This window comes from Brevibacterium sp. ZH18 (genome assembly GCF_022748595.1).
GTDB lineage: Bacteria > Actinomycetota > Actinomycetes > Actinomycetales > Brevibacteriaceae > Brevibacterium.
This window is the reverse complement of the sequence record NZ_JALDSX010000070.1, coordinates 1-13587: the sequence shown is the minus strand read 5'-3', so window position 1 is coordinate 13587 and position 13587 is coordinate 1. Positions and strand designations below refer to the sequence as shown.

16 protein-coding genes are annotated in these 13587 nt (G+C 59.7%); 2 read left to right on the top strand and 14 right to left on the bottom strand.

Translation table 11 applies throughout. The annotated features are described in order from the left end of the window. Positions 1-214: 214 nt before the first annotated feature. Entirely contained in the window at positions 215-589 is a 375-nt protein-coding gene (locus MPN20_RS16315) for a hypothetical protein (RefSeq protein ID WP_242783847.1), read from the top strand. Between the two features lie 145 nt (positions 590-734). On the opposite strand, the gene MPN20_RS16310 is transcribed toward MPN20_RS16315, so the two are convergent. Both MPN20_RS16310 and MPN20_RS16305 read right to left on the bottom strand, forming a co-directional pair. Beyond that, entirely contained in the window at positions 735-1010 is a 276-nt protein-coding gene (locus MPN20_RS16310) for a hypothetical protein (protein WP_242783845.1), read from the bottom strand. Positions 1011-1445: 435 nt separating this feature from the next. Then, a complete protein-coding gene (locus MPN20_RS16305) occupies positions 1446-1943 on the bottom strand; it encodes an ImmA/IrrE family metallo-endopeptidase (RefSeq protein ID WP_242783843.1) in 498 nt (165 codons plus the stop codon). Between the two features lie 591 nt (positions 1944-2534). Here MPN20_RS16305 and MPN20_RS16300 point away from each other — a divergent pair. Beyond that, the gene (locus MPN20_RS16300) at positions 2535-2774 is read left to right on the top strand and encodes a hypothetical protein (RefSeq protein WP_242783841.1); all 240 of its coding nucleotides are present in this window, start codon (positions 2535-2537) and stop codon (positions 2772-2774) included. 55 nt (positions 2775-2829) lie between these two features. On the opposite strand, the gene MPN20_RS16295 is transcribed toward MPN20_RS16300, so the two are convergent. From MPN20_RS16295 to MPN20_RS16240, 12 genes are all read right to left on the bottom strand, one after another. Then, positions 2830-3228, bottom strand: coding sequence for a hypothetical protein (locus tag MPN20_RS16295; RefSeq protein WP_242783839.1), 399 nt, complete (start codon positions 3226-3228; stop codon positions 2830-2832). A 2-nt stretch (positions 3229-3230) separates the two neighbouring features. Then, positions 3231-4190 carry an N-acetylmuramoyl-L-alanine amidase gene (locus MPN20_RS16290; RefSeq protein ID WP_242783838.1) on the bottom strand — a complete coding sequence of 320 codons (960 nt, stop codon included), beginning with the start codon at positions 4188-4190 and terminating at the stop codon, positions 3231-3233. Positions 4191-4282: 92 nt separating this feature from the next. Further along, on the bottom strand, positions 4283-5032 hold the full coding sequence (locus tag MPN20_RS16285; RefSeq protein ID WP_242783837.1) for a collagen-like protein: 750 nt from the start codon (positions 5030-5032) through the stop codon (positions 4283-4285). 3 nt (positions 5033-5035) lie between these two features. Beyond that, on the bottom strand, positions 5036-5281 hold the full coding sequence (locus tag MPN20_RS16280; protein WP_242783836.1) for a hypothetical protein: 246 nt from the start codon (positions 5279-5281) through the stop codon (positions 5036-5038). A gap of 81 nt (positions 5282-5362) precedes the next feature. Then, entirely contained in the window at positions 5363-7282 is a 1920-nt protein-coding gene (locus MPN20_RS16275) for a right-handed parallel beta-helix repeat-containing protein (RefSeq protein ID WP_242783835.1), read from the bottom strand. A gap of 3 nt (positions 7283-7285) precedes the next feature. Further along, positions 7286-7906 (bottom strand): hypothetical protein, encoded by a 621-nt coding sequence (locus MPN20_RS16270; RefSeq protein WP_242783834.1) that lies wholly within the window; start codon positions 7904-7906, stop codon positions 7286-7288. A gap of 68 nt (positions 7907-7974) precedes the next feature. Then, on the bottom strand, positions 7975-8862 hold the full coding sequence (locus tag MPN20_RS16265) for a hypothetical protein (protein WP_242783833.1): 888 nt from the start codon (positions 8860-8862) through the stop codon (positions 7975-7977). Beyond that, complete coding sequence (locus tag MPN20_RS16260; protein WP_242783831.1) at positions 8855-10012, bottom strand: DUF5047 domain-containing protein; 1158 nt, start codon at positions 10010-10012, stop codon at positions 8855-8857. Before MPN20_RS16260 ends, MPN20_RS16265 begins: the two co-directional genes overlap by 8 nt. Further along, entirely contained in the window at positions 10012-10176 is a 165-nt protein-coding gene (locus MPN20_RS16255) for a hypothetical protein (RefSeq protein ID WP_242783830.1), read from the bottom strand. The genes MPN20_RS16260 and MPN20_RS16255 overlap by 1 nt, the downstream gene beginning before the upstream one ends. 14 nt (positions 10177-10190) lie before the next feature. Then, positions 10191-10865: a hypothetical protein gene (locus MPN20_RS16250; RefSeq protein WP_242783829.1), complete on the bottom strand. Its 675-nt coding sequence runs from the start codon at positions 10863-10865 to the stop codon at positions 10191-10193. Further along, a complete protein-coding gene (locus MPN20_RS16245; RefSeq protein ID WP_242783828.1) occupies positions 10862-11872 on the bottom strand; it encodes a hypothetical protein in 1011 nt (336 codons plus the stop codon). The genes MPN20_RS16250 and MPN20_RS16245 overlap by 4 nt, the downstream gene beginning before the upstream one ends. 524 nt (positions 11873-12396) lie before the next feature. Continuing rightward, positions 12397-13488 carry a transglycosylase SLT domain-containing protein gene (locus MPN20_RS16240; RefSeq protein ID WP_242783827.1) on the bottom strand — a complete coding sequence of 364 codons (1092 nt, stop codon included), beginning with the start codon at positions 13486-13488 and terminating at the stop codon, positions 12397-12399. Positions 13489-13587: the final 99 nt, after the last annotated feature.

Here is a 13587-nt window from a genome sequence, read left to right as displayed (position 1 = left end):
TCACCCTCGTGAATAGAACCTACAGTCACCTGTCAGTCCGCAGCCGGTGTGCGCCCGGACTATCACGGTCGCCTATAGGGCATAGAGTAACTTGATGGCCTACGCACTGAACAGTAGAGCTCGCAGGCGGTCGGTCAGAGCCCTCGCATAACGAATTGGATACTAAATCAGTAGTCGCAGGTTATTTGAACTCTCAACCTCTTATGATCCGATCATGCCCAAAACACTCCTCGCCACCCTCGTGGCCGTCACTCTTCTCATTACCGCTTGCGGATCCGGCGAACCCGCCCAAGCAGCCACCATGAACCAGCTACACCAACAGGTACTCGACGCCGGAGGAATCTGCGACGACTACGAAGACCGCGGCGAAGCTCCGGGCATTCCCGGGTCCGAACTACGTGCGTGCAATGACAAATTCGTCCTCGCTTGGTTCGCCAGCAATGAGCTCGCCGAATACTGGTCAGACGGTCTCCGCAGCTTCGGTCAAGAAACTCTCGTCGGCGACAACTGGGCTATCCTCGCCAAAATGGAAACCCTCAAAACACTTCAGGACTCCCTTGGGGGAACGATCAAGGACGGCAAAGGGTAATCAGCGGCGACGCAGTCATCATCGTCCTCTTCGTGTCGATCTTTGTCATCGAAGAGGGTGTGCGCCGTGGCATGCGCAAAGCCCAAGCAGACGAACGCGCCGAGCACGAAGAGTATGCGCGCTGGGAAGCAGAGGAAGACACCAACTAGGCCGGCTTCCCCTCCCACTGCACATCGTCCGGGTGCAACCACACACCAGTGAACTTACACCGCGGGTCCGAAAGCTCAACGAAGATCGCCGGACCAGCAGGATCCAACCGCAGCGCGTGACCATACTTCCACTCTTCCCCGTCCCGCTCCCATACGAGGCGAGCGCGGACGGGGAGTTTTGTGCGGGCGGGGCGGTCTCTGGCGGGGAGGCTGTTGAGGACTCTCTGCCATTTGGGCGGGTCGCCGGTGAAGTGGACGGGTGATTCGGTCATGGGTTTGATTGTGCTCTCGGGGACGGACATAGAAAAAGCCGCGCCGCTCAGACTGTGCGGCGCGGCGATGTTGTTATTCGGAGTCGTCCGGTCGACTACTGAGTCTGAACGCATTGCCACGGTAGACGCTAGTCGTGAGCCCACGTATGAGCAGGAACGGCTGAACTCCAAATGCGGCAATTGCTGCAACCTGACCAGTGGGCGGAAGTTCAAATATGCCCAGTCCGAGCAACGTAATGAGGACCCCGGTCACTAGGAAACTGACGCACACCAAGACACTTACTATGCCGAATAGCCATTTCTGCTGACCGCGTCTCTGTTTCTCACCCTCGGCGACCTCGTCGACTAACCTCGATGATCCAGCCTTTCGCGGGAGGTCCTTGCCAAGGTCCTCCGCTGGAAGTTCTGCCAGATCATCGTTCTGACTCTCCGATGTCACTTGGGGTGCCTCGTGAGGCGTTTGAGTCGCTTCTCTACTGCATCAACTGAGACATCGAAGAATTCGGCCATGTCGATGGGAGAATAGTTCCATCGTTGTAGCTCTTCGATTTTGTCCTTCGGCATCAACAGGGAGCCGGCGAACTCGTCGGCGAAGAACTCGTGGAGATCATAATCTTGCCCACGACTCAGCTCTTCAAATGAGTAGTCGTCGTCTTGCGCTAGTTCACGGCGTTCCACGACATGCCCTAGCTCATGCGCCCAGGTGAACCGATTTCGGCGATCGACGTGCCGAGAGTTGAGGACAATTTTCGCAGGTTGTCCGCTTGCCTTAGAAACCACACCTGAGAGTTTGTTCCCGAGGTCCGCAGCGTATGCTTCGGCGTTAAGCTCGTCGTTGAATGGACGGAGTCGCACTGGGTAACTTCCGTCCCAGCAATTATCGAGGAGCTTCTTCGCCTCTCGACGTGCGCTTTGGTAAACAAGTTCAGCCATGGCCGCCCCCTCTCCTGTGTGTATCTCTAAGAGCGCTCTGGAAGATGCAAGTATTCCACGTACCACTGACGTGAGTCCTCTTATTACCATACGTCACCTCACTGTTCCAATGTTTTCGACCCGCTGCACAAGCGCGGAAAAGCCCCCACCGCAGTAGCAGTGGGGACAGATTCGCCGCGGTAAGTGCCTCAGCTCGAGGCTGTCGCCAACGACCAAAGCCCCTACCGCTCAGCGCATGCTGAGCATAGGCTGACTCAGTGAAACAAATTGCGGTGGTGACCTCATCATCGGCATCGGCGATATTTACCAGTTGCTACACCGACTACGCAGAAAGCAGATACCTATGTCAATGCCACGCGATCTGATCAAACTGACTATTGTTCTCGCCGTCGTTGCGGCTGTAGCGGCTGGAACCACCGGCATCGTTACCTGGTCGCGGTCGCGACGAACAGTTGGTGACCTTGACTATCACCCCTGGGACCACACTGTTGACCCCTCCGACAGTGCCAGGTAACCCCTAGGTCACATTGCCAAGAACGTCCCAGGGGATCCCGCTAGAATTAGTCACCCATCCAATTGCAGGGGCGAATCATGGAACTGACCCAGGACAGCCAAGACGATTGCACCCTCCGTAACGACGTTGACACTGTCGCATATCACGTCGCGATCACCGGGGATGTCACCAACGATATTAACGTGCCCGAGTTGCAACCTTTCCAAGACATCCAGTTCGAACTCGCCCCTCCATCCCAGAGGCGTTCGGGCCAGTTGCAAGTGACCTGGGAGAACCACCTCGGTGAGAAACAGGCGCTCACCGAGCCACTTCGCTGAGGCACAAGAAAATGCCCCCACTGCCGTAGCAGTGGGGGCAGTTCCGTCTCCGAGGTCAGTGCTTCGGTTCGTAGTCGTCGGGCACGGGTGTCTCATCGTATTCTTCAACGAGCTCGACGTCTTCGTCTTGGTCGTCGAAGAATGCTTCCTCCCCGATGACGTTGGGTCCGCCGTCGTCTGCGACCCAAGACTCCATATCCTCAGTATTGCCATGTGAGTATCCGTCGGGTGTGGCCGCCCATCCGAGAAGGGCGCCCATCCATGGGAACTTCTGTTCGAGGAACCGGATGGTGAGGTAATAGAGCGCTGCGGCAACGAACCCGAGGACCGTGGTGAACGCCGCTTCCTGGTCTGGTGACACTTCGATGCCGAGCGTGGCGAAGAACGCGACGATCTGCCCGACGGCGAGGGGGATGATGGTGCGGACGATTGACGGTGCTGCTGGTGTGCTCATAGTCAGTCCCTTACTCCGGAGATGTAGACGTTGTGTGCGGTGGCGGTTTTCGAGCTGGTCTTGAAGATCAGGCGCAGGCGCGGTGACTTCCCCTTGTGGTCCTTCGGTAGCGTCCAGGCGCCGGCCACGGACCACACAGTGTTCGCGGTAACCTTCACTGTCGCGATCTCGCGGGAGATGACAGTGGGGTGGCCCTTCTTGTACATGACCTCGGCGAGGATGAGGAACCCGTGCTCGCCCTTCTTGAGTCCCCCAATGTCGGCTTTCGCAGAGACGACGAATTCTGCTGGGCCGGCCACAATGGTGTAGTTGCCTTTGTCGTCGATCATCAAATGGCGGGTGCCGGTGGCCTTCTGTTTGCCGGTCAGGTAGGCGTTAATTCTCTTGGTCATGCCAAGTACTCCCTTCGGGGTTGCGGGTTCGGTTGCTGCAGGGACTGCTGTGCTGCCGCCTTTGGCGAGACGGACGATCTCTGGGATCTGGGAGATGCGTTTCTTGCCTGGGCAGACCTTGCCGGGATACTTCGACCATTGATACTTGGTGCCCCGCAGTGAGGCGGGTAGTCCGTTGTTGGGGACGCCTTGAGCGTGATAGCCGACGCCCTTCTCGGTGACGGACTTCGTCGCGACGAGTGGGATACCGTGTGTTTCGTGGACCCATTGGAGGATCTTCACGATGGAGACGATCTGCTTCGCGTTCCAGTACGGGACGTTGTCACCATTGGTGTTCCAGCGTCCAAAGGAGCCACCGTAGTCTGCGGTCTCGATCGAGATGACGTGTCCGGAGCCGAGATAATTCGCGTCGGCCGTGTAAGCGGTATCTACCCACTGGTAGATCTCGCCGTTCTCACCGACACCGAAGTGGGATTCGGTGCCGGTGGTGCCATCCTTCTGGAACATGGCGTCGGTCCCGGCGAGGCTGCCCACCATGGTGTGGAGACATACGCCCTGGTAGGACTTCATGCGGCCTTGTCTGGATTGGTTCGCGAGTAGACGATTAGTCGCCCCTGGCATCATGGCCATGAGTTACCCCTTCCGGGTAATAGAAGAGCCCCTCACGGGGCTGTAGTTGACGGTGGTTCTGCCTGTTGTGCTCGACAGGGGCCGGTGACGGTGACAGTGGTGCCGTCTGTGAACTCAAAGAGCCAGTCGCCGTCAGACGTGCACGTGACGTCCTTGATTCCACGTCCAGACGATCCCGGGCTACCCGATTCGCCCTTCTCTCCCTTGTCACCTTTCGCGCCGGGAGGGCCGGAGTCGCCTTTGTCTCCCTTTTCGCCTTTCGAGCCAGGTGCGCCAGCGGGTCCGGGAACGGATGAGTCCTTGCCGGGTGCGCCAGCTTGACCAGCTGGTCCAGGAACCGTGGAGTCCTTTCCGGGAGCACCATGCTCGCCCTCATTGCCGGACTTGCCCGGCTGTCCTGCGGGGCCGGGAATGTTCGAGTCCTCACCCTTGCCGCCGGTCTTACCTACAGGACCAGGAATGGTGGAGTCCTGACCAGGTACGCCCTTTGGGCCGGGAGGGCCGGCAGGTCCCGGCTGGGATGGTTTCACATCCTCTTTGACCTGCTTGGCTTTCGTGCAAATGTTGCGGCCGTTGACCTTCACCTCACCGTTGGCGCACGCCTGTGTGACTTGCTCGGCCAATGCCTTCGCGTTTGTGTTCGCGTCATCGGCTTCTTGTTGTTTGCTGTTCAACGACCAGATCGTCCACAAGAGGCAGCCGATGACGAAAATGACACCGACTGCGATCGTCCACCGTGGAGGGAACTCTCGATCCCGACGGGCATCGTGCTTGTTCCTCACGAGTCACCGACCGTCCTGGCATCGACCATCACACTTGCTGAGTATGAGACGCAGGTCGGCGATCTCCTGGTCCTTGTCTCGTAGCGCTTCACGGAGCTCGCGGTTCTCTTTCTGTTCCCGGTCGATGTCTTCGCGCAGTTCGGCTCTACGTTCGGCACTGAACTTCCTGTCCGAGATCGTCCACCACACGGCCGCGACCGCGAGCCCGCCTGGTCCGCCGTAGGTGGCGAGGAAGGATGGAATATCCACACGTGGCTACCTCCCTTTAGTGGCCGGAATCGTGAACACGGTGGACCCAAGTGCGCGTGATGTTCTGTCCATGGATCTTCCTCAGTTCGTGGCGAGCCAGTTGATGTACTGAGATGAACCAGCTGGACCACGCACATTGAGTGTGATGCTCGTTTCGCTGACGTCGGAGGCCGCTATGAACACGTCGTTCACAGCGACTGTCGCCGACCTGACCGCGACGACCATTGGTTCCTGCGAGAACGGGCGGGGGAACGTCACGACTGCTGATGCGGTGGTGTTACCGGATGGGATGACGATTTTCACCCAACCTGTCTGTGATTCTTCGAACCTGACCGGGGCTGACGAGGCAGCAGCGGAGAACTTTGTGAACCCGGAACCGAGGTTGCCGACGACACGGCCCGTGGTAGTCCCCGCTGCGTAGATGCCGCGTGCACCAGTTCCCCGGAGAGTGTTGCCGAGGATCTGCACATCGGTGCAGTTCTTCGCGACCAGAACCCCGTCCGTGGTCGAGACTGGCCCTTGGATGTGGTTCCCTGCGACGGTGAGCATGTCGCATCCGTCGAACCACAACGCGGCACGAGCTGTGCGCGTCCCACCGAAACCAACAATCCGGTTTCCGGAGACAGTGACCCTGGCCGGTTTCATCTGGGTGATGTCGATGTAACCCGACGACGGCAGGTTCGGGTCCGCCACTGCGGAAAACGCCCTGGCCGCGACGACGAACGAGATGATCGGTGTGACCGGCACCGGAGTGGTGCCCGTGGTGCGGAACGTGTTGTGCGTGATCTCTACATCGCGGGCACATGAGAAGTGGATGACACCCGGCAACCAATCACCCTCGATGGGCGGATTCGTGATGGTGTTGTGGGTGAAGACAATGTTCTCGAACCACACCTGGTCGTATTCGGCATGCGAGCCGATCGGCTGTGGGCACGGGTACGTGGTCGACCCGACTTTCAGCGGTTCGAAGGTGCACCCGTCGACGAGAACATTCCTCGTAGGCAACAGATCGTAAGCGTCGCCCTCCACATGGGCGGAGGTTGACGAGTAGGCGGACACGTCGATTTGGATGCACTCGTGTGATCCTGTGTCTCGGTTCGATCCGGAGAAAATGCAGTCACGGATTGTGATGTTCTCACACCCGGCAAGATCGAAGACGTGACCCTTGGAGGAGAACTGCTCGAACCGGCAGTCGGTGACGAGCACATTCCGGGAATGGTGGAGTGCGAGTGCACACGCATCAACACTGGTGGAGAAGTTCCCCCGGAATGTCAGCCCTGTCATGGTGATGTTCGACGCTCCGGCACCGTACCCGGTGACACCGACTTGGGAGCCGGAGATGAACACCGAGTAGGGGCCGGTGGGGTTTTTGCGGGTGATGACTGGGTGGCCTTCACCGCGCAGTGTCACATTGTCGCGCAACAGAATCGGGGTGAGGGTGAGGAACTCTCTGCCGCCGTTGCTATTCGGCGAGAACACGACCTCGCCGCCACCGAGGGCGAACGCCGCATCGATAGCGTCCTGGATTGCGGGGGCATCATCGACTGCGCCGGTGGCTTTCGCCCCGTAGTCGATGACCTTGAAGATGCCCTTCGATTCGCCGCGCACATGTTCAAGAGCTGCGGTGGACTGGTCGATCGCCTCATTGGATTGGGTGAGGGCGGTATCCGACTTCGTGATGCTCGTCGAGATGAGTTCGCCCATGTCTCGGGCCATGATCGCCCACCGCTGCCCGGTGCCACTGTCGAGATAGAGGATCGTGTACGAGTCAGGGGCATAAAAGAACACGCGCCCCACATCGGTAGCGTTGCCGACGTCGCTGAGCGTGGCGGACGTGACGACTCCTGGCAGGGGTGTGGTGCCGTCAGCATCCCGAAGATCAGTGACCCTGGCCCCACCAACCATTTTGGAGTAGACGTGGAATTCGGCACCGCTTATGACACGGCCATTGTTGTCGGTGGCAATATCTGATGGTGTTGCACCAAAACTGCGGTATGCCACGGCTCACGCCTCCTTGTCTTGGAAGAACGACATGGAGAACTGCAACCATTCGCCAGTGGCGATGACCGAGCCTGGGTGGGCGTCACGCAGGTGGATGGTCCCTGACGATGTCAGAGACATGGTTCCGCCGGTGACGTAGGAGAGGAAGGAGTCCACAACAGTGGTAGGGGCGTTGGGCCAGAATTGGGGCGGGATCGAGCAGACCGCAGTGTCGGCGATGTTGCCAGGGTTGGTCGACAGGTTGGCTGTGATGTCGTTCCCGGTGCGGGTAAGTTGACCGCGAATCTCGACGGACTTGTTGACCCGCCTGGCGGTGAGGTGCGTGTTGATCTCCCACCCGGAAGCGATGACGAAGCCCTTGTTCACCCAGCCGGTGTCTTCGTGCACAGTCGTCCACTCTGTTGGGCCAGGACCGTGCTTGAGCCACACAGTCTTCGACGGGCCTGAGGTGACCAACGTTCCTGTGGGGGCGTCAGCATATTTGGAGTCCCGGTCTGCGGCGTCAATGGCTTTGAGGACCACCCGGTCATCAAGGTTCATGAACGCAGCCATCATGTCGGCAGCAGCGGCGGGCGCATCAGAACCAGACGGGTAAGGGATCTTCGCGATTGGTGTGTTCGGCATTGCGGGGGCTCCATTTCAGGGGACAAGAAAAGGCACCCACACTGTGAGTGCCCAACGATTGGTGAGGCTTATTTGAAGGTGATGCGAACTTCGCCGCTACCGGATGTGGCGATGAGGTAGGTCGAGTTCGATACACCAGCACTGATGCCGATGCCCTTCATGGCACCGGAGGCGAGCTTCGCGGCCTGCGACGATGGGATGGTGATCCATTTCGATGACCCGAACCCCAGACCAGGTCCGTCCCACTTATTCGACAGTGATGGTGTCGACGAAGGCGGGGAGGTCTCGTCGTGGAGGCCGAGTTTCGGTTTCACCTTTTTCGACGTGCCATGAGGTTTGCTGGTTCGGGCGACCCTGATCTGCATGGTGTCGACGGTCTTGCCATTGCAGGCTGCGGCGATGCGGTTGCCGAACGTGAAGATCGCCGACCAGGCTTTCGGATAGGACGGGGAAGCGCCCTGTGCGATCCGCTGACTATCCTTGCGCCCAGACCGGTACCCCTGTCGTGAGGAAGGATCCAATGTGACTGGTTTCGGTTTAGATGCTTTCGGGGGTGAGGGCGGGTCCTCCGGGGAAGGTGGTGGGCCTTCGCCTGTCTGAACATAAAGGCGGCCTTCCTGAACCCACACCGCAGCAGCTTGAACGTAGTTGCCGCCCGGGTTGGGTGGACCGAACTCCAAATCGATCGGTTCGGGAACATCAATCTCAACAGGGTTGCCGATCTTATCCATGACTCGCCACCCTGCCGGATGGTTGAGGACGAGCACCACGTCACCCTCGGCGCGTGGGTTGTACGACACGTTCGCGGGAACATTGTTGATGATCGCCTCACCCCATGCGAGGTTGACCGTCCCGTCGTCACTAACCGAGTCCACCGCCATCAACTGGAATGGGCTCATCTGCCTCTCGACCTCGGCGCGCACGAGAGCGGCGAGACTGTTCTCAGCATCACTCATAACTGCCCTCCCCATCTCCGTAGTCGTCTTCGCTGGCTTCCACTGTGATCCGTCCCCCTGCCGGAGAACTCGTGGACCTGGTCTGCAAGTTCATGGCACCACCAGTCAGGGGAAAGGACACAGAGTCAACAATGTGGTTCTCGACTGTTTCGTCGGGCATGGTCACGGTGATGATGTCGTCGGGTTCGATCGCATAGTTCACGAGCGCCGATACAGACACGGTCTGCTTGAGACCCAGCCGCGGAGCCAGTAGGGACAGCGCTGCCTTCTGGCATTGCTGGAACGTCGTCAGCATCTTCGACGTGTAGAACAGTGGAACTGCACCAAATGGGCCCTTGTAATAGGTGGGTGAGATCGGGTCGTCGTCGGATGCGATCGCGGGACCGACTGGGGGTTTCCCATTCTCCGTGGCACCTTGGGCAACGATCTGGTTATACACGCCGTCACGGGAGAGAGTCTGCTGTGGTTCCACGAGGGCACCACCGGGTCCAGCAGCCAGAGCCCAGGCTGGTGTGTCTTCGAGTGTGGGGACGGGGGCTGCGACGAATGATCCGCGGGAGTCACAGAACACACGCCCGCCGAGGGACTTGGCGATGGACGGGTCACGAGACCTGCCGTCGATGAGTCCCCACCTGTCTCGCTCCTCGACGAGTTCCGGGATAAGAATGTCATCGAGTCTCCACGACAAGCTGACCTCGGGAAGAACTTCCTTGATGAGTCGCTCCACCCAATACTGACCGGGGCCGATCGCCAGGGACCTCGGTGATGTGAATCGTTCATCCTGGACCTGCGCTTCAAGGCTCAGCCCGTCCAATGCTGCACGGCCTGGCCGGAGACCCTGCTGGGAGACTTCCTCGACCCGGTACACGCCGAGCGGTACTTGCTCGTAGTTGCCTCGGTCGTAGTGCATGCGCATGAAGACGCGGACACGTGAACCGTAGGGCGAGAGTGCGCGGCGTCCGATCTCGGCGCCGGAGACGATGATCCCGCGGGCGGACCACCGGACTTGCGAGGTGGAGGCGGCACTGATGGACCCGTCATGCACGGTCAGATCCAACCACGTGTTGCCGCGGTCGGGTGACCATTGCACGACGGGTTCATACCGGGCCAGGGACAGCGATTCGAGCCAACGATCGGAGACGGGGAACATCAGTCCTCCAGGGCGGCCGGGTCGCCACCTGCTTCCAGGTACTGGTCGCGCAGTGCGGTGATCTGTTCGGGGATAGCGTTGATCTTGGCTCGTCGTTCCTGCTCGGTGAGCACGTCGATGCGATGTGCTTCGAGTTCTTCGTCTGTGAGTGCGCGGAGGTCCATGATTGTCCTTTCAATCAAGCGGGGGTGCCAGGCAAAGTAGTTGGGGCCGGATCCTGCGTGAGGTAGGACAAGCTAGTCGAATCAATAGACGATCCGGGGCTCCCGACCTGCAGAACACCAGAAGCTGTGATCTGCGCAGACTTACCTCTCGATGTGTACGCATAGGCGGTAGTCGGCGGGCGAAACCCCTGCGGAAGAATCAACACGCTAATCGTTCCCGTCCCTGCTCCGGAGTACGAGAGATTGGTGAGATGCAAGGTGACGCTTGGGCCCTTCCTCAACAATCGCACCCAAGCAGCAGTGAAACCGGAATACAACGATGAGTCGATGTTGCGCAATCCGGAATCGAACATGAGAGCCGGCAGCCCGGCGGTTTTCGTGTCCGTGTAGCTCTTCGCGCTTGCGAAAGTGCCCGCATCGCCCGCATCCGAGTACGATTTGGCTGCCGTGAGAGTGGCGGTATCGCCGTCATCGGCGTACTCTGTTGCATTTCCTAGTGCTGTTGCGGCAGCGGCAATCGCCCTATCGTCGACATACGGCAGGTTCGTCCATGCAGTGGTCCCGTCACCGATCTTCGACCGCAGACCCGCCCCAGTGTTCTCAACCCCGACTTCGCCGAAGGCGAGCACCGGGTTAGCGGTGTTCCACTGAGATGTAGTGCCGCGCCGGTGCTGGATTGTGTACTTCACGGCTGACCTCCATCAATGACGATTCCGGAGTCATCGCTCGGGTAGCCGCCGTCCCACACAATCGGGTCGTTCTCGTCGCCAGCGGTGAGCAGGTCGTTATACGAGTCCACTGTGGCCTCCAATTGGTCGTAGGTGGTCCAGTCGCGTTCGACTGTGTCGTAGGACAGATCCGGGATCCGTAACGGGCTGTCACTGGTGTCGGGTCGGTCGATGCTGATGACGTCCCACTGATACCGGCGCCAAGGGTAGCCGTCCCAGTGGACGTGTTCGAGGTCGACTTTCCCGCGGATGAAGTAGAAGTCCGGGAGTCCTGCACACGCGGGGAATTGCGCGAGCACTGGGCCTTCGTCGAGTAGGGCCATGAGCTGGTCGGCGACCGGCTTCTCGCGCACGAGGGACCGCAGCTGGGTTGTGAACCCTTCGAGCACGTCCCATGTCGCGGCGGGGCGAGCAGATCCGGCGATGCTGGTCGTGTCCACGCGACCGTCGTAGGACAGGTCTGGTGGTTCGACTTTCAACAGCATCGCCTTGTTCGGGTCAGCCACGGGTTTCAGCCATGCCCACCCATCGGAGAGTGCGGGGATGACGGCTCCCACGTATTCGGACGGTGTGCCCTCAGTCCCGTCGAACCGGATCGGCACGGCTCGCCACAACGTTCCACCACCCAACGTGGCTTCGTGGTCGTAGGCGTGCGCGTACCCGCCCGGTGCCCAGGCTGGGTTACCGGACCGAACGAGGCTGCCGTCCTGCCGTTCGAAGCGAACGCGGGCAACCGTCGCGCCATGGCCGGGAATGGACGGTGAGCCGGAGATGTATTCCTCCGAACCGCCCGACACTGCCCGATACCTCTTGCTTCCTGACGCCGCAGTCGACCCGTCGAAATAGGGCGACAGAGCACCGAGCGCAACCATCTCAGCATCAAGGTCCAGAGTGTCACCAGTCTGTAGCGACGCGGAACGCAGATACGTCTGGTGCCTGATCGTGGTCGCGTCTCCTATCGCTGTCATCGACAGATGGATGCGAGTCCATTGATTTGCGGGGCAGAAGGTCGCGGGGCCGGCCTGCGATACTGGACCGACAGCACCTGAGCTATTCCGGAGCTCACCTTGCGCCTGCATAATGAGGTCACGTGACGGCCGAACATGGATTGAGACGGTCCAAGTTTCGCCTGACTTCACTTCCACCGGGTGATCAACGTATCGACCTTTTGCACCCGTCAGCGATCCAGTAGCGGCCAGCCGGAAGAACCACTGACCTACTGCGCCCTGGCCCTGGGTTCTCGTGCCGCTTCCGGTCCACGAGTAGGCCGACCATCCGGTGCTGTTCGTCTCCAATGAAGGGTTTGCGGCGCCATTCCTTCTGAGAATGGTGTCCGGCACCGCTGGGGTGTCTGGGACCGAGTCATCGAAATCAGCCCGCAACAGCACCCCAGCATGGGCAGGGTCGACTATCGCCGTGATCCGACCATCCGGTGACACCACAGGGTCTACCTCGGGCGGCCACACGAATGACGGATTCACGACGATAGGCATTAGTGAGCCCTCCCAGCTGCTTGGTATGTACGACTGTTGTGCGCGGAGATATACGCATCCATCGGCTTGTCACCAACCATGAGAGTCAGGCCCAGCCCGTCCAGTGTTTTCGTGATCTGGTCGGGCGTGAACTGCGCATTCTTGATTGCATTCGCGATGGAAGTTTCGAACGATGACTGATCGAACCCACCACCCCCTGTTGAGGGAATGTAGGTGCGGTTCGCGGACATGAACTTCATGGAGTCGGTGGTGGACATGACCTGCTCGCCACCCTTGAAGTTCACGAGTTCAGGGCCACGCTCCCCCACCACAGCGAGACCGGACTTGGCGTTTTCCGTGCCGCCCTCGTACCAGTGGTGTGAGTTCCAGAACGACTTCGCGCCCTTCACATCCCCGTACCGCTGCTTGATGTACTTCAGGCCGTACTCGAGCTGCAGTTTCGGATCCGAAGTCTTATGACCTCCAACACTCCCCCACGTTGAGTTGAGGAACTGGAACAAGCCGTAAGCCGACGACGACGGGTTCTGAGCATTCGGATTCCAACCCGACTCCCTTGTGAGGAGCCAGTTGAGGTCACCGAACTGGTCACCCCAGCCCATCTGCTCGAGCATCTGCTTGGCCATGGTCTTGACCGGCCCGGACGCGACATTCGAGAGGTCGCCGGTGCCGGCGTTCTTCCCGTAGTCCTTCGCCTTACCGATGAGGCCTTCGGAGACTTGGGACATGATGCCCTTGCCCAGTCCGCCCATGAACCCGTCAGGGAGCATCTTCGAATGCTTCGCGTAGATGTCCTGAGTGAGCTTTTCAGCAGCCTTGGCGTAGGACTTCGCAAGGTCATCTCCAGGAGACACACCAGCCTTGTCGAGGAACGGGTGAGACATTCCCCCACCCATGCCCGGCAGACCGCCAGCCATCGCCTCAGACAGAGCCTTGCGTGCGGCAATGTGGACGTGGTTGAAGTGCATGCCCCGGACCGCACCGGTGTAGTAATGGTTCTTGCCGTTCTTGATCTGCTTGCCGTTTGCAGGCGAGTAGATCAGTTCGGCGAGATCCGCACCGTAGGTATTGCGCCAGAAGTTGAAAATGTCCATCGACGGACTAGGGCATGTCTCCTTTATTGGCGGAGCCATGTCAGGATCGCGCTGATCACGACGGCCGCTCGATAGGTGATGGCGAGCTTGTCGTATCTC